22 protein-coding genes are annotated in these 23,901 nt (G+C 69.9%); 14 read left to right on the forward strand and 8 right to left on the reverse strand.

Going from position 1 to position 23,901, the window contains the following annotated elements; translation table 11 throughout:
- Positions 1-8: 8 nt before the first annotated feature.
- The 8 genes from G9U51_RS00080 (at position 9) to G9U51_RS00115 (ending at position 8,944) form a co-directional block, all read left to right on the forward strand.
- Positions 9-1,838: an FAD-dependent monooxygenase gene (locus G9U51_RS00080; RefSeq protein ID WP_235945259.1), complete on the forward strand. Its 1,830-nt coding sequence runs from the start codon at positions 9-11 to the stop codon at positions 1,836-1,838.
- Between the two features lies 1 nt (position 1,839).
- Complete coding sequence (locus G9U51_RS00085) at positions 1,840-2,706, forward strand: fumarylacetoacetate hydrolase family protein (protein ID WP_166191417.1); 867 nt, start codon at positions 1,840-1,842, stop codon at positions 2,704-2,706.
- Positions 2,703-3,623, forward strand: a complete 921-nt coding sequence (locus tag G9U51_RS00090; RefSeq protein WP_166191420.1) for a VOC family protein — start codon at positions 2,703-2,705, stop codon at positions 3,621-3,623. Before G9U51_RS00085 ends, G9U51_RS00090 begins: the two co-directional genes overlap by 4 nt.
- A 64-nt stretch (positions 3,624-3,687) precedes the next feature.
- Positions 3,688-4,863 (forward strand): sensor histidine kinase, encoded by a 1,176-nt coding sequence (locus G9U51_RS00095; RefSeq protein WP_166191423.1) that lies wholly within the window; start codon positions 3,688-3,690, stop codon positions 4,861-4,863.
- Entirely contained in the window at positions 4,860-5,504 is a 645-nt protein-coding gene (locus G9U51_RS00100) for a response regulator transcription factor (protein WP_166191426.1), read from the forward strand. Before G9U51_RS00095 ends, G9U51_RS00100 begins: the two co-directional genes overlap by 4 nt.
- An 86-nt stretch (positions 5,505-5,590) precedes the next feature.
- Positions 5,591-6,340 carry an ABC transporter ATP-binding protein gene (locus G9U51_RS00105; RefSeq protein WP_207947890.1) on the forward strand — a complete coding sequence of 250 codons (750 nt, stop codon included), beginning with the start codon at positions 5,591-5,593 and terminating at the stop codon, positions 6,338-6,340.
- Positions 6,337-7,725, forward strand: a complete 1,389-nt coding sequence (locus tag G9U51_RS00110; protein WP_166191429.1) for an ABC transporter permease — start codon at positions 6,337-6,339, stop codon at positions 7,723-7,725. The genes G9U51_RS00105 and G9U51_RS00110 overlap by 4 nt, the downstream gene beginning before the upstream one ends.
- 88 nt (positions 7,726-7,813) lie before the next feature.
- Positions 7,814-8,944, forward strand: a complete 1,131-nt coding sequence (locus G9U51_RS00115; protein WP_166191432.1) for a M4 family metallopeptidase — start codon at positions 7,814-7,816, stop codon at positions 8,942-8,944.
- 181 nt (positions 8,945-9,125) lie between these two features.
- On the opposite strand, the gene G9U51_RS00120 is transcribed toward G9U51_RS00115, so the two are convergent.
- The 6 genes from G9U51_RS00120 to G9U51_RS00145 are packed head-to-tail and all read right to left on the reverse strand — an operon-like array spanning position 9,126 to position 15,012.
- Complete coding sequence (locus G9U51_RS00120) at positions 9,126-9,866, reverse strand: class I SAM-dependent methyltransferase (protein WP_166191435.1); 741 nt, start codon at positions 9,864-9,866, stop codon at positions 9,126-9,128.
- Between the two features lie 4 nt (positions 9,867-9,870).
- Entirely contained in the window at positions 9,871-10,782 is a 912-nt protein-coding gene (era, locus tag G9U51_RS00125; RefSeq protein WP_166191438.1) for a GTPase Era, read from the reverse strand.
- A complete protein-coding gene (locus tag G9U51_RS00130; protein ID WP_166191442.1) occupies positions 10,779-12,125 on the reverse strand; it encodes a hemolysin family protein in 1,347 nt (448 codons plus the stop codon). Before G9U51_RS00130 ends, era begins: the two co-directional genes overlap by 4 nt.
- Before the next feature lie 8 nt (positions 12,126-12,133).
- A complete protein-coding gene (ybeY, locus tag G9U51_RS00135; RefSeq protein WP_166191447.1) occupies positions 12,134-12,628 on the reverse strand; it encodes an rRNA maturation RNase YbeY in 495 nt (164 codons plus the stop codon).
- Positions 12,625-13,662 (reverse strand): PhoH family protein, encoded by a 1,038-nt coding sequence (locus tag G9U51_RS00140; protein WP_166191450.1) that lies wholly within the window; start codon positions 13,660-13,662, stop codon positions 12,625-12,627. Before G9U51_RS00140 ends, ybeY begins: the two co-directional genes overlap by 4 nt.
- A gap of 12 nt (positions 13,663-13,674) precedes the next feature.
- Positions 13,675-15,012, reverse strand: a complete 1,338-nt coding sequence (locus G9U51_RS00145) for an MFS transporter (protein WP_166191453.1) — start codon at positions 15,010-15,012, stop codon at positions 13,675-13,677.
- Between the two features lie 65 nt (positions 15,013-15,077).
- Between G9U51_RS00145 and G9U51_RS00150 the strand changes: the two genes are divergently transcribed.
- Positions 15,078-15,833, forward strand: a complete 756-nt coding sequence (locus G9U51_RS00150) for an ArsR/SmtB family transcription factor (protein WP_166191456.1) — start codon at positions 15,078-15,080, stop codon at positions 15,831-15,833.
- 144 nt (positions 15,834-15,977) lie between these two features.
- Here G9U51_RS00150 and dnaJ read toward each other — a convergent pair whose 3' ends face one another.
- Both dnaJ and hrcA read right to left on the reverse strand, forming a co-directional pair.
- Positions 15,978-17,099: a molecular chaperone DnaJ gene (gene dnaJ, locus G9U51_RS00155; protein WP_166191459.1), complete on the reverse strand. Its 1,122-nt coding sequence runs from the start codon at positions 17,097-17,099 to the stop codon at positions 15,978-15,980.
- Between the two features lie 33 nt (positions 17,100-17,132).
- Positions 17,133-18,137, reverse strand: a complete 1,005-nt coding sequence (gene hrcA / locus G9U51_RS00160; RefSeq protein ID WP_166191462.1) for a heat-inducible transcriptional repressor HrcA — start codon at positions 18,135-18,137, stop codon at positions 17,133-17,135.
- A 184-nt stretch (positions 18,138-18,321) separates the two neighbouring features.
- Here hrcA and G9U51_RS00165 point away from each other — a divergent pair, with 184 nt between their 5' ends.
- From G9U51_RS00165 to nadC, 5 genes are all read left to right on the forward strand, one after another.
- The gene (locus tag G9U51_RS00165) at positions 18,322-19,179 is read left to right on the forward strand and encodes a DUF3097 family protein (protein WP_166191465.1); all 858 of its coding nucleotides are present in this window, start codon (positions 18,322-18,324) and stop codon (positions 19,177-19,179) included.
- Positions 19,176-20,051, forward strand: a complete 876-nt coding sequence (locus G9U51_RS00170) for an NUDIX hydrolase (protein ID WP_166191468.1) — start codon at positions 19,176-19,178, stop codon at positions 20,049-20,051. The genes G9U51_RS00165 and G9U51_RS00170 overlap by 4 nt, the downstream gene beginning before the upstream one ends.
- 422 nt (positions 20,052-20,473) lie before the next feature.
- Positions 20,474-21,442: a quinolinate synthase NadA gene (gene nadA / locus G9U51_RS00175; RefSeq protein ID WP_166191471.1), complete on the forward strand. Its 969-nt coding sequence runs from the start codon at positions 20,474-20,476 to the stop codon at positions 21,440-21,442.
- On the forward strand, positions 21,442-22,845 hold the full coding sequence (locus G9U51_RS00180; RefSeq protein WP_166191474.1) for an L-aspartate oxidase: 1,404 nt from the start codon (positions 21,442-21,444) through the stop codon (positions 22,843-22,845). The genes nadA and G9U51_RS00180 overlap by 1 nt, the downstream gene beginning before the upstream one ends.
- A complete protein-coding gene (gene nadC / locus G9U51_RS00185) occupies positions 22,842-23,750 on the forward strand; it encodes a carboxylating nicotinate-nucleotide diphosphorylase (protein WP_166191477.1) in 909 nt (302 codons plus the stop codon). The genes G9U51_RS00180 and nadC overlap by 4 nt, the downstream gene beginning before the upstream one ends.
- Positions 23,751-23,901: the final 151 nt, after the last annotated feature.

Here is a 23,901-nt window from a genome sequence, read left to right on the forward strand (position 1 = left end):
GCCCTCCGATGGATCCGATGGACAGCACCCCACCGGCGCAGCCGGCGCCCGAGCCCGACCTGGAGACCGACGTCCTCGTCGTCGGCGCCGGGCCAGCCGGACTGGCCATGGCGGCACTGTTGGCGCAGCACGGGGTGGACGCGGTCACCGTGACCAAATACGCCGGCACGGCCCACTCCCCGCGGGCCCACATCACCAACCAGCGCACGGTCGAGGTCTTCCGCGATCTCGGCATCGAGCACCAGGTCCTGGAGGTGGCAACGCCCAATGCCCTGATGGGACACAACATCTGGGCGACCAGCTTCGCCGAGCAGGAGATCGCGCGGCTGCTCACCTGGGGCAGCGGCCCGGAACGGCACGGCGACTACGAGCTGGCCAGCCCGAGCAGCATGTGCAATATCCCCCAACACGTCCTCGAGCCGGTGCTGCTGGACGCAGCCCGGGCGCGCGGGGCGGACCTGCGCTTCTCCACCGAGCTGGTGCAGGTGCAGCAGGATGCCGACGGCGTCACCGCCACCGTGCGACACCGCGACGACGGCGCCGAGCAACGGATCCGGGCGCGCTATCTGGTCGGCGCCGACGGCGGTCGCAGCACCGTCGCCGACCAGCTCGGCTTCACCTTCACCGGCGAGGCCGGGCTCGACGCGGCGGCCAATGTCTGGCTCGAGGCGGACCTGACCGCCTACACCGCGCACCGGCCCGGGACGCTCTATTGGATGTGCCAGCCGGGCAACGACTACTGGGTCGGGTCGGGCACCTGGATCTGCGTCAAGCCGTGGACCGAGTGGGTGCTGCTGTTTATGTACGACCCCGCCGAGGGTGAACCCGACATGTCCCCTGAGTCGCTGGTCGCCAGGGCGCAGCAGACCATCGGCGACCCGAAGGTCGACATCCGGATCAAGGCGACGAGCCTGTGGCAGATCAACCGTCAGGTCGCCCGGGCCTATCGGCGCGGCCGGGCTTTCCTGGTCGGTGACGCCGCCCACCGTCATCCGCCGGCCAACGGGCTCGGCACCAACACCTCGATCCAGGACTCGTTCAACCTCGCCTGGAAGCTTGCCTATGTCCTGCAGGGTCGCGCCGGCGAGGACCTGCTGGACAGCTACGACGCGGAGCGCAGGCCGGTCGGCGAGCAGGTCGTTGACCGCGCCATGCGCAGCGTTGCCGACATGTTGCCGATCTCCAAGGCTTTGGGTTTCGCCCCCGGTCAGACCCGCGAGGAGGGCTTGGCAGCGCTGAGCGGCCTCTACGACGCCACGCCGGAAGCGGCCGAGCGCCGCCGCGCGCTCGACGACGCCATACAACTGCAGAACTATCAGTTCAACGCACACGGAGTGGAGCTCGACCAGCGCTACACCTCCGGAGCAGTGCTCGATGACGGCACGAGTTGGCCTGAGCCACAACGTGATCCGGAGCTCTACCACCACCCGACCACGCATCCGGGAGCCCGTCTGCCCCACGCTTGGCTGACCGGCGAGGACGCAGATGTCTCGACGATCGACCTCACCGGGCACGGCGCCTTCACCGTGCTGACCGGCGTCGGTGGCACCCGGTGGGTCGAGGCGGCGGAAAAGATCGGCGCCGAGTTGGGCCTGCCGATCACCACCCACGTGATCGCGCACGGCCAAACCCACGTCGACACCTCGGGTCGCTGGCGGGCGCTGCGTGAGATCGCCGACGACGGCGTGCTGCTGGTCCGTCCCGACCACCACGTGGCCTGGCGCGCGAGCGCCATGACCGACAACCCACTGACCGATCTCGAACACGCCGTGCGGCACACGCTGTCGCTCGCCGCACCCGGCGACCACACCGAGACCACCCCACGAACGAGGAACTGACATGCGACTGGCCAACCTCGATGGGCGCGCCGCGCTCATCACCACCGACGGACGCGCGCTCGACGTGCACAAGGCGAGCGACGGTCGCTTCGGTCCGGAGCTACGCGCGGTCTACGACAACTGGTCGCCTTTCGTCGGCTGGGCGCAGCAGGCGCCGCTGGACGAGGCCGTGCCGTATGACGCCGCCGGCCTGCGCGCGCCGTCACCCGAGCCGCGGCAGATCCTCGCGATCGGCCTCAACTACGGCAAGCATGCGAAGGAGTCGGGCTTCGACTCCCCCACCGGCCTGCCGCCGGTGTTCCCGAAGTTCCTGTCCAGCCTGTCCGGTCCGGTCACCGAGGTGACCCTGCCCAACGGCGGCAACACCGACTGGGAGGTCGAACTCGTCGCGGTCATCGGGCGCACGGCCCGCCAGGTGTCCGAGGCGGACGCCTGGGACTACGTCGCCGGTCTCACCGTCGGCCAGGACATCTCCGAACGGGTCATCCAGCTGTCCGGACCGGCCCCGCAGTTCGGCCTGGGCAAGTCCTATCCCGGGTTCGCCCCGACTGGCCCGTGGCTGGTGACGCCGGACGAACTGCCCGACCGCAACGACCTGCACCTCACCTGCTCCCTCGACGAGGAGGTGGTGCAGGACGGCCGGACCGCCGACCTGCTCGTCCCGGTCGCGCGGCTCATCGCAGAGCTGTCGAAGGTCGTCACGCTCTACCCCGGCGACCTGCTGTTCACCGGCACCCCCGATGGTGTCGGACTCGGCCGCAAGCCGCAGCGGTTCATCCAGCCGGGCGAGGTGCTGGTCAGCAGCATCGAAGGCATCGGCGAACTGCGGCAGACCTTCGTCACCGCTGACGGAAAGGACCAAGCATGAGCCTGCATCGACTCAGCCACGTGATCATCGGCGTGCCCAATGTCGCCGAAACCCAGTCGTACTACAGCGATTTCGGTCTCAGCCAGGGCACGAACGGAGGATTCAGCACGCGCGACGGTGGCGAGCAGTTGCGCGTTGTCGCAGCGCCGCAGCGTCGACTGGTCGAACTCGGTGTCGCCGTCGACCACGTCGACGACCTCGCCCGTGTTGCCGCCAACCTGCAGCGCCTGGGCATCCCTGCCGACCTCGACGGTGACACCCTGGTGGCGACCGAGCCGATCGGTGGTTTCCGCGCGCGGCTGACCGTGCTGCCCCGGCTGCACCAGGAGCGGACGCCGGCGACGCCATACAACGGTCCGGGTCGGATCGAACGGACCGGGCGGGCACCGGGGATCCTGCGCACCGAGCCGGTGCGCCCGCGCCGCCTCGGTCACGCCGTGGCGGGGACCACCGACCTGGCCGCGACCATGCGCTTCTTCGTCGAGGGCCTCGGTTTCAAGGTGTCGGACTACATCGGTGACAAGGGTGCGTTCCTGCGGTGTTCCAACGACCACCACAACTTCCTGGCCCTGCAGTCACCGGTCAACTACCTGCACCACACCAGCTGGCAGGTCGACGACATCGACGATGTCGGTCGTGGCGCGTACGCCATGCTCGAGGACAACCCCGAGCGGCACGTCTGGGGCCTGGGTCGGCACCACGCCGGGTCGAACTTCTTCTGGTATCTCAAGGATCCCGCCGGCAACTTCTCGGAGTATTTCTCCGACATGGACTGCATCCCCGAAGAGGAGATCTGGGAGCCCGAGGTGCTCGACGGCGCGCGCGGATTGTTCAACTGGGGGCCGCCCCCACCGCCATCCTTCCTGCACCCCGAGGATCTGGCCGGTCTGATGACCGGAGCCCACAGCAAGGTGTGAGGTATGACGAGGGGCCGGGTGGGCGCGCCACCCCGGCCCCTCGGCGGGCAGGCAGACTGTGGGCATGACCGACGTGTGGGCCTCGACGCAGCGGCCGACCGGTCGCCGGCTCGCGCTCGACCTCGCCTGGACGGTCGGCTTCACGCTGCTCGCGATCGCCGCCTCGGTGGCCACGTCGTCCTATTCGCTGGTGACGACCCTGGTGGTCTGCGCCGCGCTGATCATCCGCCGGCTCTGGCTGGTGCCGATGATCGCGCTGGCGATCGTCGGCGGCGTTGCGCAACTCGCGCTGCCCGAGGCGACGGCACCGGTGGCCGATCTGGCCTATGCCCCGATGTTTTTCGTGCTCGGTGGCCACCGCGAGGAGCGGGTGCGCCGCTTCGGTCTGGTCGCTGCGGTCGTGGCGGTCATCGTCGGCGCGACCTGGGCGGCCCTCACCTCCCCTGGCGCGATCCCTCCCATCCCGGAGTTCTCCCTGGAGTTCCTGGTCGGTTTCGCCGCGGTGGGCGCGCTGATCACCTTGGGTGGGTGGGTCGCGGGCTACGCGGGGCTCCAGTCCCGAGAGCGGGTGCAGGCCACGGTCGACGCCCAGTTGGAGGAGGCCGAGCGGCGTCGCCTCGAGCACGCCTTCGAGCAGGAGCAGGAGCGCAGCCGGATCGCCGCCGACATGCACGATGTCGTCGCGCACTCGTGGGCCGTCGTCGCTGCTCAGGCCGACGGCGCCCGCTACGCGCTGCGCACCGCACCCGACGAGGCCGAGCGCGCGCTCGTCGTGATCGGCGACACCGCGCGCACCGCGATCGCCGATCTGCGCGACATCCTGCACCGCCTGCGCTACCAGGAATCCCGAGGCAGCACACCAGGATTCGAGCAACACACCGCATTGATCGACCGCATGCGGGCCTCCGGTATGACGATCGACCACCAGCGTGAAGGCACCCCGCGCGAGTCATCGCTGCTGGCGCTCACGTCATACCGCCTGCTCTCCGAGGGCCTCACCAACGCGCTCAAGCACGGCGATCTGACCGAGCCGGTCACCGTGGTCGAGGACTGGCGCGACGGCTACCGGCTGGCGATCCGCAATCGAGTCGGCAGCACCGCCGGCGACGGCACCGGCCATGGTGTGATCGGCATGATCGAGCGTGCCCAACTCGCCGGTGGTGACGCTCATGCTCGCCGCGTCGGTGCCGACTGGTGGCTCGACGCGCACGTGCCCCCTGGCCGGGAGGAGACCCGATGATCCGCGTGGCGATGGTCGATGACCAGGCCCTCTTCCGCAGCGGCATCGCGATGGTGGTGGGCAGCCAGCCCGACCTGGAGTTCGTCGGCGACGCCGAGGACGGTGCGGCCGCGGTGCGCCTGGTCCGCGACACCTGCCCCGATGTCGTCCTGATGGACGTGCGGATGCCCCGGGTCGACGGCGTCACCGCCACCCGGGAGTTGCACACGGCATACGGCAAGGACTGCCCGAAGGTGCTGATCCTCACCACCTTCGATCTGGACGAGGCGGCGGCCTCGGCGATCGAGGCCGGGGCGAGCGGGTTCATCCTCAAGGACACCCAGCCGGAGTTGCTGCTCGCCGCGATCCGCGCGGTCGCCGAAGGCAGTCAGGTCGTCGCCGCCGGAGCCACCAAGCAACTCTTCGAGCGGTTCCGCGCCCGTGCCACACGCAGCCCCGGCCCGGAATACGACCGGCTCACCCAACGCGAGCGCGAGATCCTGCTGAGAGCGGCAGAAGGCTTGTCCAACAACGAGATTGCCGCCGCTGAGTTCCTCTCCGAGGCCACCGTGAAGACCCACGTGTCACGCATTCTCGCCAAGCTGCAGCTGCGCGACCGGGTGCAGCTGGTCGTCTACGCCTACGAGCACGGGCTGATCTGACCCACCCCGGCATACATCCCAGGATGTATGCCGAATCGATCCGTGGCCGGATGTGCCAGGGCGCGCCGACGACGACCCTGGAAGGCATGCAGAACACACCACCCATCGTGTCCTTCCGATCCGTCACCAAGGAATACGGCACCGGCGCCGGCGCCGTCCGCGCGCTCGACGACGTCACCGTCGACATCCGGGCCGGCGAGTTCACCGCGATCATGGGACCGTCCGGCTCCGGCAAGTCGACCTTCATGAATGTCGCAGCCGGGCTTGACGATGTCACCCGGGGCGAGGTCCTGGTCACCGGCCAGCCGGTGCACCGGATGACCGACCAGCAGCGCACCCTGCTGCGACGCGACCGGGTCGGCTTCGTCTTCCAGGCGTTCAACCTCGTGCCGACGCTGTCGGCCGCCGAGAACATCGAGTTGCCCTTCGAGCTCGCCGGCCGGACGCTGGACGGCGAGACCCGTCGCTGGATCGAGCACCTGAGCACCGTGCTCGGCCTGCGCGACCGCCTCGGCCACCACCCGGCCCAGTTGTCCGGCGGCCAGCAGCAGCGCGTCGCGATCGCGCGCGCCCTCGCCTCCCGGCCGGCGATCGTCTTCGCCGACGAGCCGACCGGCAACCTGGACACCCGCACCTCCCGCGAAGTGCTCACGCTGCTGCGCACCGCATGCGGCGAATACGGCCAGACCATCGCGATGGTCTCGCACGACCCGGTCGCGGCGTCGTATGCCGATCGCGTGCTGGTGATCGCCGACGGCCGCATCGCTGCCGACCACAATCGCCTTGCGCCGCAGGACATTTCGCGCCTGCTCATCGGTCTGGAGACGGCAGCATGAGACGCGGTCTGGTGATGGGCGGGCTGCGCGAGAGCACCACCGTCGTGCTCGTTGCGGGGCTCGCCGGCTTCTACGGCGCGACCCTCGCCATGGTCTCCTCGGTGATGAACGCACTGGCCGAGAAGGACGGCGGCTCGGCCGGGATCATCCTCGGCATCGTGTCGGCCGTGTTCATCGGCATCGCGCTCTACGTCGCGGCGGTCGTGATGAGCGGCTGCGTTGCCACGGTGATCGCCGGTCGCCTCCGGCAGATCGCGCTGCTGCGTCTGCTCGGCGCCGATGCCCGCTCCCTGCGTGCCTCGGTGCGCCGCAGCTGCGCGACCGCGGGGGCGATCGGCGGAGCGGCAGGCGCGGCGGTCGGCATACTGGGTTCGGACGCCGTGCGCACCGTGCTGGTCGCCCGCGGCACGCTCCCCAGGGCGGATTACCCCTGGGTGACACCGTCGTCGGTGCTCGTCGTCCTGCCGATCGTGGGCGCGGCCGCCGTCGCGGGGTTCCTCGGATCCCGCAAGGTGCTCGACGTCGCCCCGGCGCAGGCGATGACCGGTGCGGCGATCGCGGTGCCGAGCCGCACCGGGTCCGCCCTCCGCGCCGGGCTGGCGTCGACGCTGATGCTTGGCGGGCTCGGCCTGCTCGTGCTGGGCGCGATGCTCGGCGAGGACGGCTCGACCTCCGGCTTCTTCACCGCCTTCCTCGGCTCGATCGTGTCGGCCACCGGTCTGCTGACCGGTGCGTCTTTCTTCGTGCCGTGGGTCGTGCGCGGCTTCAGCAGGTTGCTCGGCGGCGGCCCGGTGACGCGCATCGCCCGTCGCAATGCGGTCAGCGACCGGATGCGCACCACCCGCTCGACCATCGGGCTGATCGTCGGCGTCACCCTGGTCACCACCTTCGCCTCGGGTTTCTCGGCCTTGCAGGCATCGGTGAACGGGTGGGAGATGCCGCCCGAGCAGCGTGCCGAAGCGCAGGCGGTGCTCGGCGCGACGTCGACGGTGATGGTGTGCATCGTGGTGATCTCCTCGATCATCGCCGCCGTCGGTTTCGTCTCGACCATGTCGCTCACCGTGATCCAGCGCGGCCGCGAGATTGGGCTGGTGCGCGCCCTCGGCTTCACCCAGGCGCAGGTCCGCTCGATGATCACCCGCGAGTCGATCGCCCTCGGCGCGACCGCCGTGATCACCGGCATCGGACTGGGGCTGGTCTACGGCTCGTTCGGTGCCCAGTCGCTCGTCGGGGGACAGACCGACGGCTTCGTGTGGGGCATCCCCGGACCGCTGCTCGCGGTCATCGCGATCTGCGGCGTGCTGCTCGTGCTCGCCGCCTCCCAGCCGCCGGCCCGCCGGGCCGTGCGGGTCACCCCGACCGCCGCGCTGCGGATCGAGGCGTGACCGAGCCGGTGGACGCCCCGCTCGGGGGGCGGGACGTCCACCGGCCGTTTCCCTGCAGGGTGTCGGTGCGCGGGGCCATGCTGGAGGTATGACGACGCCTTGCCTCATCGTTCCCCCGCACATCCTGCGCCGCCTGGCCGCGAGCGGTGACCCGCGCGTGGCCCGCGCGGCCGAACGGACTCTGGCCCGGTCCTCCGCGGCCACCGGCCAACGGCAGGTCCGGGCGGCGCGCTCGGGTGAGAACCCGCGTAATGCCGGCGGAGTCGGGCTGATCCCGCCGCACCTGCGCGAGCGCGCGGAGCACCGCCGACAGGAGGCGGCCCCGCCACGCAAGACCACGGCCACCCTCGAGCGCACGATCTACGACGCCCAGCAGGGCACGAGCCTGCCGGGCCGCCAGGTCCGGGCCGAGGGTGAGGAGCCGACCCGCGACAAGGCCGTCAACGAGGCGTATGACGGGCTCGGCGACACCTGGACGCTCTACTGGGAGGCGTTCGGTCGAAACTCCTTGGACGACAAGGGACTTCCGCTCATCGCGACCGTTCACTACGACAAGGATTTCGACAACGCCTACTGGGACGGTGAGCAGATGGTGTTCGGTGACGGTGACGGCACCTATTTCAACGGTTTCACCAGCGCGGTCGACGTGATCGGCCACGAGCTCACCCACGGCGTGACGCAGTACACCGTCGGGTTCACCTATGTCGGGCAGTCCGGAGCGCTGAATGAGTCGGTGTCGGATGTCTTCGGTTCGATGGTCAAGCAGCGCGTGCTCGGCCAGACCGCGGAGCAGGCCGACTGGCTGATCGGGCAGGGTCTGTTCACCGCCAAGGTCAAGGGAGAGGCGCTGCGGTCGATGAAGGCGCCCGGCACGGCATACGACGACCCGCGGCTCGGGAAGGACCCGCAGCCGGCCGACATGGACGGCTACCAGGAGTTGCCGCACGACGAGCAGAACGACAACGGCGGGGTGCACATCAACTCCGGCATCCCCAACCGGGCGTTCTATCTCGCCGCGACCGGCATCGGCGGCAACTCGTGGGAGGGCGCCGGATTGGTCTGGTATGACGTGATCACCCAGGGCGGCCTGCCCAAGGACGCCGAGTTCAGCGCGTTCGCGACGGCGACCATCAAGGCCGCCGGCGACCGCTTCGGGCAGGGCTCCAGCCAGCAGCAGGCCGTCGAATCCGCCTGGAAGACAGTCAAAGTCACCTCCTGACGGCAACGTCACCCAGGCATCCCGGTCACCTCGTTGACGCGCCCGCCCTACACCGCGCGAAAAGTCTCCACGATGTCCACTTCACGCGACCCACAGAGCCGATAGGGCACCAAAAGGCTCCACAATGTCGACTTTCCGTGGGGGACGCGCGGCGCAGCGAAGCTGCACCGGGCTCACCGCGTCAGCGGCGCAGGTCAGGCACCCGGCGGATCGCGAAATAGTCGTCGTTGAGTTCCTCGATCGCGAACTGACCGACCGGGACCTCGCTCAGCACGAGTTCCTCGTCGAGCCCCCACGGAGTCACCTGCTCGACGACCTCGCGCACCTTCTGGCCGTCGCGCAGCACGACATAGGTGGTGGTGATGCGCATCCGCCCGTCATACATAGGGGCGGCCTCGAAGAACCGCTGATAGGTATGCCGGCCCATGGTCGCCTCCGCGACCAACTGCCGCTCGACCTCGGACTCGGGCACACCGCCATACGACCGGGACATCAGCACCGGTGCACCGGGCACGAGGACGCGCGCCATCCGCTGCCAGAACTCGTCGCGGGCCTGGCCGCCGAGGAAGTAGATGACGTTGAACAGCAGCGCTCCCCCGCATTGCGCGGGCAGCCAGCAGTCCAGGATCGACTCGGGCAAAACCGTTGTGCGAGAACGCACTTCGGGTCGCTCGGCGATGCGCAGCATGAGCAGCGAACGCGTCGCCTGGTCCGGCTCGACGGCGATGATCTCGGTCTCGGGATAGCGGTCGGCCAGCTCCAGGGTCGACAGGCCCGAGCCACAGCCGATATCGACCAGGGGGTGCTGAGGCAGGAAGCCGGCGGCCTGCCATGGCACCTTGCCGAGATAGTCGCGGGCGAGGTCGACCGGCAGGCGCAGGGTGTCGCCGAACTCGGCCCAGGCGAGGGTGTCGTCAGCCATCGCGTCAGAAGCCCAGCTTCGACAGCTGGTTGGGGTCGTGCTGCCAGTCCTTGGCCACCTTGACGTGCAGGTCGAGATAGACGCGCTGCCCGAGCAACTCCTCGATCTGAGCGCGAGCGGTGGTGCCGACCTCGCGCAGCCGGGAGCCGCCGCGACCGATGATGATCGCCTTCTGGCTGGAGCGCTCGACATAGACGTTGACGCGCACGTCCATCAGCGGCTTGTCGGCGGGCCGGTCCTCGCGCGGCACCATCTCCTCCACGACCACCGCGAGGCTGTGCGGCAGTTCGTCGCGCACCCCTTCGAGCGCGGCTTCGCGCACCAGCTCGGCGATCATCACGGCGTCCGATTCGTCGGTCAGCACGTCATCGGGATAGAGCTTCGGCGACTCGGGCAGATGCGACATCAGCACCTCGGCAACGGTGTCGACCTGGGTGCCTTCGACCGCGGAGCACGGCACGATCTCGTCCCAGTCGCCGAGCTGGTCGATGGCGACCAGGTGCTCGGCCATCCGCTGCTTGTCGACGGTGTCGGCCTTGGTGGCGATGGCCACGACCGGCCGACGACGGCCACGCCGCAGGTCGGCCAGGTCATCGGCGATGAACCGGTCACCCGGACCGATCTTCTGATTCGCCGGCAGGCAGAAGCCGATGACATCCACGTCGAGCAGCGTCTCGCGCACGACGTCATTGAGCCGCCGCCCGAGCAGCGTGCGCGGTTTGTGCAGCCCCGGCGTGTCGACCAGGATCAGCTGCCCGGTCTCGGTGGTGCGGATGCCGCGGATCGTATGCCGCGTGGTCTGCGGCTTGCTCGAGGTGATCGCGACCTTCTGCCCCACCAGCGCGTTGGTCAGCGTGGACTTGCCGGCGTTGGGCCGCCCGATCAGGCACGCAAACCCGGCGCGATATCCGCTCACTGCTGCTCCCCTTCCGTCGCGCCGTCGATCGTATGCCGGGCCCGCCCGCCCGTGCCGGAGGCCACCGGCTCGGCGGTGTCGTCGTGGTCCTGTGGCGGCCAGCGGTCCACCACGATCGTGGCGATCTGGTGGCGGCGGCCGGCCATCCGCTCGGCGGTGAGGGTGAGGTCGCCGATCTCGACCCGCGCGCCGACCAGCGGCACCCGGCCGAGTTGTTTGGTGAGCAGGCCGCCGACCGTGTCGACGTCGTCCTCGTCCAGGTTGAGGTGAAACAGCTCGGCGAAATCGTCCACGGCCATCCGCGCCGGCACCCGCGTGGTGCCGTCCTCGAGCAGGTGTGCCGTCGGGGAGACCCGGTCGTATTCGTCGTCGATCTCGCCGACGACCTCCTCGACGATGTCCTCCAGGGTGACCAGGCCGGCGGTCCCGCCATACTCGTCGATCACGATCGCGAAGTGACGGCGGTCGGTCTGCATCTCGCGCAACAGATCGTCGGCCGGTTTGCTGTCGGGCACGAACGCGACCTCGCGCATGATCTCGCCCACCGGGTCATCGCCGCGGTCGGTCCGCCCGGCCATCCGGGCGGCGACATCCTTGAAATAGAGCACGCCCTCGACCTCGTCGGGACTGCCGTCGATCACCGGCACCCGCGAGAAGCCGGAGCGGTTGAACAGCGACATCGCCTGGCGCAGCGTCTTGGACCGGTCGATGGTGATCATGTCCGTGCGAGGCACCATCACCTCGCGCGCGATGGTGTCGCCGAGTTCGAAGACTGAGTGGATCATCTTGCGCTCGTCGGCCTCGATCAGGTCGGATTCGCCTGCGAGATCGACGAATTCGCGCAGCTCGGCCTCGGAGTCGAACGGCCCGTCGCGGTAACCCCGGCCAGGAGTCACAGCGTTGCCGAGGCGCACCAGCAGGTGGGCGATCGGACCGAGCAGGTCGCGCAGCCAGCGCACGACCGGCGCGGTGGCGAGCGCGATGCCGCCGGAGTGCTGGCGGCCCCAGGTGCGCGGTGAGACACCCACGATCACGAAGGACACGACCGCGAGGATGCCGATGGAGATCGCGAGCGTCGCCCACAGGCTGCGCACCCCGCGGCCGATCCCCACGGTGACGAGCACGGCGGCGGTCATCTCGGCGACCACACGCAGGAAGTTCAGCACCATCAGGGCGGCGCTGGAGTCACCGATGAGGTCGCTGAGCGCGGCCGCACCACGACGACCCTCGGCGGTGTATTCCTCGACCTGGTGGCGGCTGACCCGGCCGAAGGCGGATTCGACCGCAGCGAGCGTTGCGCCGACCGTCACCGCGACCAGCGCGGCGAGCAGCAGGGGGATCATCGCCGAGGTCACTCCCCTGACGGCGGCGTGATGCGCACCGCGGGTGCGGCCGGCCGTCGCGCGAGAAAGGTGAGCAGCAGGGTGCGCTGCAGGTCGAACATCTCCTTGCGCTCCTGCGGCTCGGCGTGGTCGAAGCCGAGCAGATGCAAGATGCCGTGCACGGTGAGCAACAGCAATTCTTCGTCGGTGGTGTGGCCGGCCTCGCGGGCCTGCTTGGCAGCCACCGTCGGGCAGAGGACGAGATCGCCGAGGATCCCCTCCTCCGACACCTGGTCGGGACGGCCGGGTCGCAGCTCGTCCATCGGGAAGCTCATGACGTCGGTCGGCCCGGGCAGGTCCATCCACTGCACGTGCAGGGTCTCCATGGCGGCTTCGTCCACGATCCGCACGAAGAGGTCGGCGTCAGGGTGGACGTGCAGTTCGGCCAGCACATAGCCGGCGCACTCGATGAGTTCGTCGAGATCGACCTCGACGTCGGTCTCGTTGGCGGCCTCGATGCTCACGGAGCGTCCTTGCGCGGTGCACCCGCGCTGCGCCGCGGGCCACGGCGGGCGTCGAAGGCGTCATACGCCTCGACGATCTCGCTCACCAAGCGGTGCCGGACGACGTCCTGGGCGGTGAGGAAGGAGAAGTGGATGTCCTCGACATCGCCGAGGATGTCCTGCACGACCTTCAGCCCCGACTGCGTGCCGCCGGGCAGGTCGATCTGGGTGGTGTCACCGGTGACCACCATCTTGGAGCCGAAACCGAGCCGGGTGAGGAACATCTTCATCTGCTCGGCCGAGGTGTTTTGCGCCTCGTCGAGGATGACGAAGGCGTCGTTGAGGCTGCGGCCGCGCATATAGGCCAGTGGTGCCACCTCGATCGTGCCGGCCGCCATCAGCCGCGGGATCGAGTCGGGGTCGACCATGTCGTGCAGCGCGTCATACAGCGGCCGCAGATAGGGGTCGATCTTGTCGTTGAGCGAGCCGGGCAGGAAGCCCAACCGCTCCCCCGCCTCCACGGCCGGACGGGTGAGGATGATCCGGTTGATCTGCTTGGCCTGCAGCGCCGCGACCGCCTTGGCCATCGCCAGATAGGTCTTGCCGGTGCCGGCCGGGCCGATGCCGAAGACGATGGTGTGGCTGTCGATCGCCTCGACATAACGCTTCTGACCCAGCGTCTTCGGGCGGATCGTGCGGCCGCGGTTGCTGACGATATTCATCGTGAGCACGTCGGCCGGCCGCTCGCGCGTCTTGCCGCGCAACATCCCGATCGAGCGCTCCACCGCGTCCCGGTTGAGCGGCTGCCCGGCGTCGATGATCACGAGCAATTCGTCGAGCAGCTCCTCGACCAGGGCCATGTCGGCCGGGTCGCCCTCGAGGTGGAACTCGTTGCCGCGCACGTGGATCTGCAGCGTCGGGAAGGCGCGCTCCATCGTGCGCAGGAGTTCGTCGCGGGGGCCGAGCAGGGTCACCATCGACACGTCGGGCGGGATCTGCACGCTGTGCGTGGCCACGACGTGGTGCGGGCGGCTGGGATGGTCTGCGTCTGTCATCGTGCCGCCATTCTACGGGCGGGCACCGACGGGCTTCACCTTCGATTCCGCGGGAATCCTCAGCCCCGCGGCGGTGAGCAGCCACAACAGGGCACCGATGCCGAAGCACCACCCGAGGCCGGCCACCTGGTAGACGACGCCGAAACCGGCAACGCCGAGCGAGGTGCCCACCTGCCGGGAGACATTCGCCAATCCGCCGGCGAGGCCGGGCGCTTCTGGCACGGCCGCCAGGGTCATCGCGGTGAGCGGGGCGACCAGCAGGCCGAGGGCCGCGCCGACCACGACGAGGCCCGGCAGCATCAAGCCGTATGCCGTGCCGGGTCCAGCGGGTGCCAGCGTGACCAGTCCCAGCGCGCCGGCGAGGAAGGCCCACCGCGCCACCTGGCGAGGGGGTCGGTGTCCCAGCCGCCCTCCCGCCAGGAGGGGCGCAACCGCCAGCGGAGCGAAGAGCGGCGCCACCGCGAGGCCGGCGAGTTGCGGGCCGAGGTGACGTTGCCCTTGCAGGAAGAGCGTCACGACGAGCACCGTGCCATTGCCGACGGCGTTCATGACCCCCGCCGAGGCGACGGCGCGACGCAAGTCCGGACGCCGCCATACGGCTGGGTCGGCCATTGGAGCGGAGGTCCGGCGCTCCCAGCCGACCAGCAGCGCACCGGTCGCGCAGGCGAGGACCGCGAGCAGCAGGCTGAGCGCGAATTCCCTTGTGCCGACAGCGATCACGGCCCCGATCAGGCTCGCCAGGGTGAGCACCGACAGGGCCGCTCCGGGCCCGTCGAGCGCGCGCTGTCGCCCGGCCGTATGCCGGATTGCCCGGCCGCCGAGCAACGCGGCGGTCGCGACGACCGGCAGGTTGACGAGAAAAATCGCCCGCCAGCTCCAGCCGCCGACGAGCACGCCGCCGATCAGCGGTCCGACGGCGACGGCCAGCGCCGAGATGCCCGACCACGCGGCCAGGGCTCGGGTCCGGTCCGGGCCGGCCGGCCATTGCGCGCTCAGGCAGGCCAAGCTGGCCGGCAGCATCGCGGCAGCACCGGCGCCTTGCAGGATGCGGCCGGCGAGCAGCGCACCGAGATTCGGCGCGACCGCGCAGATCAGCGAGGCCAGCCCGAAGACGAGCAGGCCGCCGAGGAAGAGCCGCCGCGGGCCGCATCGGTCGCTCAGCATGCCGCCGAAGAGCATCAGCGCGGCCAACGGCACGGTGTAACCGTCGACCACAACCTGGGCGGCGGAGGTGCCGCCGCCCAGGTCGCGGGCGATGGTGGGCAGCGCGACATTGACGATCGAGACGTCGAGCAGCACGAGGAACATGGCCGCGCACAGGACGACGAGCACGGGGCGTGGCTTCGGCATACCCCCGAGACTGGTGGCCGCACCGTTCGGTCCCGATCGAAATGTGCGGCGACGAAGATGAAGGCATGTGGGATGCACAAGTGGCCTCGGTCGCGGCCCTCTTCGCCGACCGGGCGCGCGCTCGGATGCTGGTCGCGCTGATCGACGGGCGGTCGCTGCCAGCCTCCCGGTTGGCCGCGGAGGCGGGCGTGACGCCGGCGACCGCGAGTAGTCACCTGGGCCGGCTGGTCGAGGCGCACCTGCTCGCGGTCGAGTCCAGTGGACGGCACCGGTTCTACCGGCTGGCCGACGAGCGGGCGGCCCGGGTGATCGAGGATCTCGCGGCGATGACCGACCTGCCGCCGATCACCTCGCTGCGGGACGGCACGCGCGCCAACCGGCTCCGCACCGCCCGCAGTTGCTATGACCACATCGCCGGCCGGTTGGGCGTGGCGATCATGCGCGCCCTCGTCGCCGACGGCGTGCTGGTCCCCGTCGGGCACGCGGGGATCGCCCGGCGACCGGCAGATCCGTTGTCCGCGCCGCTGCCCGACCGGCCCTATGCGCTCGGGTCAAAGGCGGCGGACGGCCTGGCGGCGTGGGGCGTCGACCTCCGCTCGGTCGAGGCGGCCGGCCGGCCGACGCTGCGCTTCTGCATGGACTGGACCGAGCAGTGCCACCACCTCGGCGGCGGCCTCGGCGCTGCCCTGCTGACGAGCGCCCGCGGGGCAGGATGGCTGGTCGACGGCCCACGACGGCGCGAACTCGTGGTGACCGACGCTGGCCGCGAGTTCTTCGATCGCGTTGCGGCTCAGCCGGATTCGGCGGCAAGCGGGAGCTGACCGCTCGAAATCAAGTCGCCGCGCGCGGCACCCCGGCATACGGTCGAGGTATGACGACACGCGTCATTGCGGTGGTGCACGAGGCCCGCCGACCTACCTCGGGGCGGCGGCGATAGCCGCCGAAATCCTTTACTACGGGTGTTGTTATTTGGGGTTGAACGCGCCGCGTAGCTTGCCGAAGAGCCCCTTCTCGACCCGGTCGAACCGCGCCTGCGGCCGCTCCTCGCCACGCACCGACGCCAGCTGGCGCAGCAGCTCCTCCTGCTGGGGGTCCAGCCGGGTGGGCGTGCGGACATTGGCGTGCACGTGCAGGTCACCGCGGATATTCGTGCGCAGGTGGGTGACGCCGAGGCCCTTGAGGGTGATGACATCACCGGCCTGGGTGCCGGGCGAGACCTCGACCGCTCGCTCGCCGTCGAAGGTCTCCAGCGGCAGCGAGGTGCCGAGCGCGGCCGCGGTCATCGGCAGTTCGACCGAGCAGTGCAGATCGTCACCCTGGCGCTGGAAGGTCGGGTGCTTGCGCATCCGGATCTCGACATACAGGTCACCGGCCGGGCCGCCACCGGGGCCGACCTCGCCCTCGCCGGCCAGCTGGATGCGGGTGCCGGTGTCGACGCCGGCAGGCACCTTGATCGTGAGGGTGCGGCGCTCGCGCCGACGCCCCTCCCCCGAGCAGTCGAAGCACGGGCTCTCGATGACCTCACCGAAACCGCGGCAGGACGCGCACGGCCGGCTCGTCATCACCTGACCGAGGAAGGAACGCTGCACCTGCTGCACGCTGCCGGTGCCGTGGCAGACCGCACAGGTGCGCCGTCCGGTGCCGGGCCGGGTGCCGTCGCCGTGACAGGTCTCGCACACGACCGCCGAGTCGAAGGTGAGTTCCTCGTTGGAGCCGAAGACCGCGGTGGCCAGGTCGACCTCGAGCGGCAGCAGCGCGTCCTGACCGCGCTGCACCCGCGAGCGCGGGCCGCTCTGGCCGGCCGCCTGGCCGCCGAAGAAGGCGTCCATGATGTCGGTGAAGGTGAAGCCCTGGCCGAAGCCCGCCGCCTGCCCGCCGAAGGGATCCGAGCCCATGTCGTAGGCCTGCTTCTTGGCCGGGTCGCTCAGCACCTCGTAAGCCTGCGCGACCTTCTTGAACTGCGCCTCGGCGTCCGGGCCGGGGTTGACATCCGGGTGCAGCTTGCGCGCCATCCGGCGGTAGGCCCGCTTGATCTCCTCAGGCGTTGCGTCCTGGGACACGCCAAGGTCGGCGTAGTAGTCGTTCACGAAAGTCCTTTTCCTAGCGATTCCAACCGAGGGCTACTGGTCGAGGATCTGCGAGACATAGCGAGCGACGGCACGCACCGCGGCCATCGTCGTCGGATAATCCATCCGCGTCGGGCCGAGCACGCCGAGCCCGCCAGCCGATCCGGCGGAGTAGGTGGTGCTGATCACCGAGGCGGTGCGCAGCCCCTCCACGGTGTTCTCTCCTCCGATCCGGACCGCCACCGTCTCACGGTCCTCGGCGGTCATCTCTCCGAGCAAACGCAGCAGCACCACATGTTCTTCCAAGGCATCGAGCACCGGGCCGATCGGGAAGTCCGCGCCGGATCGTGCCAGATGAGCTGTGCCCGCAAGCGCCACCCGCTCCTCGCGTTCCTCGGCGAGAACGAGCGCCACGGCAGCCAGGACCCGCACCGTCGTGGCGTCCGCCACCTGCTCATGCGCGCTGACCCACGACGCGAGCGATTCGGCCGCCGCGGCCTGGGTGCGGCCCACCGCCTGCTCGTTGAGGTGCCGCTTGGCGTCGTGCAGCGCGTCCGCCTCGTGTTCCAGCCGCAACACCCGCTGGTCGACCCGCCCGGTGGACAGGATCATCACCAGCGTGAGCCGGTCCGGGCTGAGCGACACCAGCTCCAGGTGCCGCACGGTCGCCGCGTTGATCGAGGGGTACTGCATCACCGCGACCTGGTGCGTCAGCGAGGAGAGCAGCCGGACGGTCCGGTCGACGACGTCGTCGAGGTCGACCGCCTCCTCCAGGAAGGTGCGGATGGCGGTGCGTTCGCTGCGCGACAGCGGCTTGAGTTGGTGGATCTGGTCCACGAAGAGCCGGTAGCCCGCGTCGGTCGGGATCCGGCCGGCGGAGGTGTGCGGGGCGCTGATCAGCCCCTGCTCCTCCAGCACCGCCATGTCGTTGCGCACCGTCGCCGCGCTCACCCCGAGCGCGTGCCGCTCGAGCAGGGCCTTGGACCCGACCGGCTCGGAGGTCGCGACATAGTCCTGCACGATCGCACGCAGCACCTCGAGCCGTCGCTCGTCACTCATCGCATCCTCCTTCCGCTGGCCTGCACTGGCACTCACGTATGCCGAGTGCCAATCTTACGTGCCCGCGCTCCGGTCCCGCTGTCCGCCGCCGGGTGCACCACCCTTCGGGGCGCCCGGCCCCCGGACTTGCCGGACACTCGCGCGGCGCCACGGCAGGCGAGCGCGGTCGGCATACCCTGCGGACGTGAACGATCGCTACGGAACTGACGTGCTCGCCGGCGACTGGAAGGCGCCGCCGCGGGGTCGCTCGCGCGAGGTGACGGCCGAGCGCGGGCTGGTGGTCGAGGACGTCCAGACTGGGTGGTGCGGCGCGGTCGTGACGGTCGAGAAGGCCGGTGGGCTGCATGTGGTCCACCTCGAAGACCGCCGCGGAAAAACCAAGGCGTTCCCGCTGGGTCCGGGTTTCCTCCTCGACGGGCAGCCTGTCGTGCTCGTCGCGCCGAAGGCCGCGCCGGCGCCGGCCACGCCGACGCGCACCGCGAGTGGCTCGCGTGCCGTGGCGGCCGCGCCCGCGCGGGTGGCGCTGGGTTCGCGGATCTTCGTCGAGGGCCGCCACGATGCCGAACTCGTCGAGAAGATCTGGGGCGACGACCTGCGGGTCGAAGGCGTGGTGGTCGAAATGCTCGACGGCGTCGACGACCTGGGCGCGGTGATCCGCGACTTCCGGCCGGGTCCGCAGCGGCGGATGGGCGTGCTGGTCGACCACCTCGTGCCCGGCAGCAAGGAGGACCGCATCGTCCAGGCAGCGCGGGCCGTACCCGAGGCGCGCGAGCACGTGCTGATCGTCGGCCACCCCTTTGTCGACGTGTGGCAGGGCGTGCAGCCGCGCCTGCTCGGCTGGACCGAATGGCCGGTCATCCCGCGCGGCATGTCGTGGAAGCACGGCATCCTGGCCGAGCTCGGCTGGCCGCACGCCACCCAGGCCGATGTCGCCCAGGGCTGGAAGCGGATCCTCGGCAGCGTGCGCACCTTCACCGACCTGCGGCCGGAGCTGCTCGGCCGCGTCGAAGAACTCATCGACTTCGTCACGGAGCCGGTATGACGCTCGCCGGGGTGCGCGCCGAACTCGTCGCCGTGGTGCTCACCGCCGACGGCGACCGGCTCGGGGTGCTCGCCGCCGGCTCGCCGCTGCACCTGCCGTCCGGTCCGCTGCGCACCGACCACCACTCGCTGCAGGCGGGGGTGCGCGCGTTCGCCCAGGAGCAGACCGGCCACCGGCTGGGATTCGTCGAACAGCTCTACACCTTCGCCGACCTCGACCGGCAGGCCGCGGGCGAGCGGATGGTCTCGATCTCCTATCTCGGCCTCACCCGGGCGGCGCTCGACGACGGTTGGCAGAACGTCTACCGGCTGTTGCCCTGGGAGGACCGCCGCACCGACGCGTCGTCGGCCGATGCGGTCCTCGCCCGGTTGCGGCGCTGGGCGCGCAGCGGAGTGCGGCGTGAGCGGGTCGCCCACCTCTTTGGCGTCGACGGAGAGGTATGGCGGCCCGAGCTCGCCCTCCAGCGCTACGAACTGTTGTGGGAGGCCGGGCTGGTCGGTGAATCCCCTTCAGCCGCAGACGTTTCCGAGCTTTCGGGTGCGGCGATGGCACTTGATCACCGGCGCATCCTCGCCACCGGGCTGTCGCGGGTGCGCAGCAAGCTGCAGTATCGGCCGGTGGTCTTCGAGCTCTTGCCGGAGACCTTCACGCTCGGGCGCCTGCAGCAGGTGGTCGAGACCCTCGCCGGGCAGGGCGTGCACAAGCAGAACTTCCGCCGCGCGGTCGAGCAACAGCACGCCCTGGTCGAACCCACTGGTGAAATGACGCACGCGACCGGGGGACGCCCTGCGCGCCTTTATCGCTTCCGTGGTGACGTGCTGACCGAGCGCGAACAGGCCGGCACCAAGCTGCCCATCCCCCGCTCCCGCTGACGAGCACGCCGGCACAACGCCTCGGCATACGGCGTGCGTCCGCAGATCCGCACCACCATTCGTGCGCCCATGCGGACGCATCCCCCGGCATACCGCCTGCGTCCGCAGATCCGCACCACCATTCGTGCGCCCATGCGGACGCCTCCCCCGGCATACCGCCTGCGTCCGCAGATCCGCACCACCATTGCTCCGCAACCGCGGACGCGAGGCCCCAGGCGCGCACCGCCTGCGTCCGCAGATCCGCGCCACCGCTCGTGCGCCCATGCGGACGCCTCCCCCGGCATACCGCCTGCGTCCGCAGATCCGCACCACCATTGCTCCGCAGCCGCGGACGCAAACCCCCAGACACGCACCGCCTCTCGAGTGTTATGCTCACTTCTAGCAAATGCTCACAGTGAGTATTTCCGGCGAGAGGCGGAGCGATGACCATCACCTACGACGACGTGAAGCACGTGATCCCCCAGGTCGAATGGGCGACCTTCGCCGAGGACATCGAGGCGATCGAGCGACTCAAGGTCGAGCACAATGCGGTGATCCTCGCGCACAACTACATGACGCCCGAGGTGTTCCTGGGTGTGGCCGATATCCGCGGTGACTCCCTCGCTCTCGCCCGCGAGGCGCAGCGGGTCGACGCCGACACCATCGTGCTGGCCGGCGTCCACTTCATGGCCGAGACGGCAAAGGTGCTGAACCCGGCCAAGCGGGTGCTGCTGCCCGACCTGCGCTCCGGCTGCTCGCTCGCCGAGTCCATCACGGCAAGCGACGTGGCGGCCCTGCGCGAGGCCCACCCCGGCGTGCCCGTCGTCACCTATGTCAACACCTCGGCCGAGGTGAAGGCCGCCAGCGACATCACCTGCACCAGCGGCAATGCCGTCCAGGTGATCGAGTCGCTCGGCACCGACAAGGTGATCATGATCCCTGACCAATATCTCGCCCGGAATATCGCGGCTCGGACCGGCGTCGAGGTCATCACCCACCCCGGTGCCTGTGAGGTGCACGAACGCTTCACTCCGCTCGACATCGTCCAGATCCGCCACGACAACCCCGGCGTCACCGTGTTGGCTCACCCCGAGTGCCCGCCCGAGGTGGTCGCCGAGGCCGACTACGCCGGCTCGACCGCTGACATGCAGGCGTATGTCGACCGCGAGCGTCCCAGCCGGGTCGCGCTCATCACCGAGTGCTCGATGAGCGACAACGTGGCCGCCGACCACCCTGACATCGACTTCGTGCGGCCGTGCAACCTCTGCCCGCACATGAAGCGAAACACCTTGCGCGCCATACGAACTGCGCTGGAGACCGGCACGCACGAGATCACCGTCGACCCCGCTCTCGCCGCGGGCGCCCGGCGCGCGATCGAGCGGATGCTCGCCGTCCCGATGGACCCGAAGTGATGGACCGTCCCGTCGTCGTCGGTTCTGGTCTCGCCGGACTCAGCGCCGCGCTCGAACTCGGTGATTGCGTCCTGGTGACCCCGGGGCCGCTCACCGAAGGTGCCGCCAGCATGTGGGCGCAAGGAGGGGTCGCGGCTGCGCTCGGGCCGGATGACTCCCCCGTCCTGCACGCCGCCGACACCTGGCGCGCCGGCGCTTTCGTCGGCGACCGCGACACCATTGACCGGATCACCGCTGCCGCGCCAGACGTCGTCCACTCGCTCGCCGCCCTTGGCGCACCCTTCGACCGCACCGCGACCGGCGACTTCCACCTCGGGCTCGAGGGCGGTCACAGCCGGCACCGCATCGCCCACGCCGCGGACCGCAGCGGCGCGGCGGTCACGTCGGCCGTCGCCCGTGCCGTGGCCGCCAGGTCCGACATCCAGGTGGTCCATGGCCGGGCGATTCGCCTGTGCCACAACGGAATGCGCATCACCGGAGTGGTCATCGCGACCGCGGAGGGTGAGCACACGATCGACACCGATCGGGTGGTGCTGGCCACGGGCGGCCTCGGCGGCCTGTTCGCCCATACGACCAACCCGACCAGCGCCCTCGGTCAGGGCGTGGCCCTCGGCGCCCGGCTGGGTGCGAAGGTCGCCGACCTGCACCTGGTGCAGTTCCACCCGACCGCGCTCGACGTCGGGGCCGACCCGATGCCGCTGGTGACCGAGGCGCTCCGGGGCGCGGGCGCAGTGCTGTTGTCGGACGGTCAGCGGTTCGTCGACGAGCTCCAGCCGCGAGACGTCGTCGCCGCGGCCGTATGGCGTGAGCTCACCCTCCAGCGCCGAGTCACCTTGGACGCCACGCACGTGCCGGACGTCCTGCACCGGTTCACCGCGGTGGCTGACCTGTGCCGTCGTCACGGCCTCGACGTCGCCCGAGAGCACCTGCCGATTCGCCCGGCGGTGCACTATGCGATGGGTGGCTTGCGGGTCGATCATCGTTGTCGCACAACGGTTTCGGGTTTGTGGGCAGTCGGTGAGTGCGCCCGCACCGGTTTGCACGGCGCCAATCGCCTCGCCTCCAATTCGCTGCTCGAGGCCGTGGTCACCGGGCGGGCCGCGGCACGCGACGCGGCAGCATGGACACCACGACCCGGTGTTCACCCGTTGCTCGACGTGCGGCCGACCGCGACCGACCCCCTGGTGCTCGACCTGGTGCGCACCACGCTCGACGAGCACTGCGGGGTGTTGCGCGATCGACGTGGATTGCTCCGCGCGGTCGACACCCTCGCTCCGCTGGCCGCCACCGACGATGCGGCCTTCGTGGCCCACCTGATCGCCCAGTCCGCTCTCGAGCACCCACAGTCGGTCGGTGCGCACCGGCGCACCGATGAGCTTGCGCCACAGGAGGTTTCGGCATGAACACCGAGATGGACCGGGTTGTCCGGACCGCGCTCGCCGAGGATCTTGGCCTGGTCGGCGATCTCACCACCATGGTGACGGTCCCTGCCGAGGCGACCGGCACGGCATACGTCATGGCGCGGGAGGCGGGCGTGCTGTCCGGGACCACCTGCGCAGACGCAACCTTCGCGCAGGTCGACCCGGAGGTCACCGTCACCTGGCATCGGCGCGACGGTGACAAGCTCACGCCCGGAGACGTCGTGGGCGAGTTCAGCGGCTCGGCCCGGTCGATCCTGACCGGCGAACGAACGGCCCTGAACCTGCTGGGTCATCTGTCCGGGATCGCCACCCGGACCGCCGAGATGGTTGCTCTGGTCGACGGCACCAAGGCCCGCATCGCCGACACGCGCAAGACGACGCCGGGCCTGCGTGCACTGGAGAAGCGCGCCGTGGCTGACGGCGGCGGCATCAACCACCGCTTTGGCCTGCATGACGCAATTCTGGTGAAGGACAACCACATTGGGCTCGGCGGCGGCCTCGGCCCGGTGCTGCAACGACTCGCGAATCACACCAGCCATCTGGTGCGCGTCGAGATCGAAGTAGACACGCTCGAACAACTTGAGCAGGTGCTCGCCTTCGACGCTGCGCGTCTCGCTGATGGGCTGCCCCAGGTCGTGCACGCCATCCTGCTCGACAACATGTCACCCGCCCAGGTGGCCGAGGGAGTGCGGCGCGTCAGGCAGCATCCGGCGCGCGTCGTGACCGAGGTGTCCGGCGGAGTCACCGAGGCATCGGTGCGCGCCCTCGCCGATGCGGGACCGGACGTGATCTCCGTCGGTGCCCTTACGCACAGCGTGCGCTGCCTCGACTTCGGACTCGATCTGCTAACTAACGGAACGGTAGATAAGAAACACCCTAAAGGGTGAACTTCGTTTCGCTCTGTGGAGTCCCCATCCACCCTTACGGTGATGCACGTCTTCATTCAAACTCTCGGGGAGATTGAGAGAAGCATCCGATGAACGGGTCTTCCCTTCGCCTACGCACTGCCGCCGTCGCAGTCATCGCCGCGGCCGCTCT

The organism is Metallococcus carri (genome assembly GCF_011440275.1).
Lineage (GTDB): Bacteria > Actinomycetota > Actinomycetes > Actinomycetales > Dermatophilaceae > Metallococcus > Metallococcus carri.

Bases quoted from the DNA above. Each gene is read 5' to 3' on its own strand.
- G9U51_RS00080 (WP_235945259.1), top strand. From the start codon at position 9: ATGGATCCGATGGACAGCACCCCACCGGCGCAGCCGGCGCCCGAGCCC.
- G9U51_RS00085 (WP_166191417.1), top strand. From the start codon at position 1,840: ATGCGACTGGCCAACCTCGATGGGCGCGCCGCGCTCATCACCACCGAC.
- G9U51_RS00090 (WP_166191420.1), top strand. From the start codon at position 2,703: ATGAGCCTGCATCGACTCAGCCACGTGATCATCGGCGTGCCCAATGTC.
- G9U51_RS00095 (WP_166191423.1), top strand. From the start codon at position 3,688: ATGACCGACGTGTGGGCCTCGACGCAGCGGCCGACCGGTCGCCGGCTC.
- G9U51_RS00100 (WP_166191426.1), top strand. From the start codon at position 4,860: ATGATCCGCGTGGCGATGGTCGATGACCAGGCCCTCTTCCGCAGCGGC.
- G9U51_RS00105 (WP_207947890.1), top strand. From the start codon at position 5,591: ATGCAGAACACACCACCCATCGTGTCCTTCCGATCCGTCACCAAGGAA.
- G9U51_RS00110 (WP_166191429.1), top strand. From the start codon at position 6,337: ATGAGACGCGGTCTGGTGATGGGCGGGCTGCGCGAGAGCACCACCGTC.
- G9U51_RS00115 (WP_166191432.1), top strand. From the start codon at position 7,814: ATGACGACGCCTTGCCTCATCGTTCCCCCGCACATCCTGCGCCGCCTG.
- G9U51_RS00120 (WP_166191435.1), bottom strand. From the start codon at position 9,866: ATGGCTGACGACACCCTCGCCTGGGCCGAGTTCGGCGACACCCTGCGC.
- G9U51_RS00130 (WP_166191442.1), bottom strand. From the start codon at position 12,125: ATGATCCCCCTGCTGCTCGCCGCGCTGGTCGCGGTGACGGTCGGCGCA.
- G9U51_RS00140 (WP_166191450.1), bottom strand. From the start codon at position 13,662: ATGACAGACGCAGACCATCCCAGCCGCCCGCACCACGTCGTGGCCACG.
- G9U51_RS00145 (WP_166191453.1), bottom strand. From the start codon at position 15,012: ATGCCGAAGCCACGCCCCGTGCTCGTCGTCCTGTGCGCGGCCATGTTC.
- G9U51_RS00150 (WP_166191456.1), top strand. From the start codon at position 15,078: ATGTGGGATGCACAAGTGGCCTCGGTCGCGGCCCTCTTCGCCGACCGG.
- hrcA (WP_166191462.1), bottom strand. From the start codon at position 18,137: ATGAGTGACGAGCGACGGCTCGAGGTGCTGCGTGCGATCGTGCAGGAC.
- G9U51_RS00170 (WP_166191468.1), top strand. From the start codon at position 19,176: ATGACGCTCGCCGGGGTGCGCGCCGAACTCGTCGCCGTGGTGCTCACC.
- nadA (WP_166191471.1), top strand. From the start codon at position 20,474: ATGACCATCACCTACGACGACGTGAAGCACGTGATCCCCCAGGTCGAA.
- G9U51_RS00180 (WP_166191474.1), top strand. From the start codon at position 21,442: ATGGACCGTCCCGTCGTCGTCGGTTCTGGTCTCGCCGGACTCAGCGCC.
- nadC (WP_166191477.1), top strand. From the start codon at position 22,842: ATGAACACCGAGATGGACCGGGTTGTCCGGACCGCGCTCGCCGAGGAT.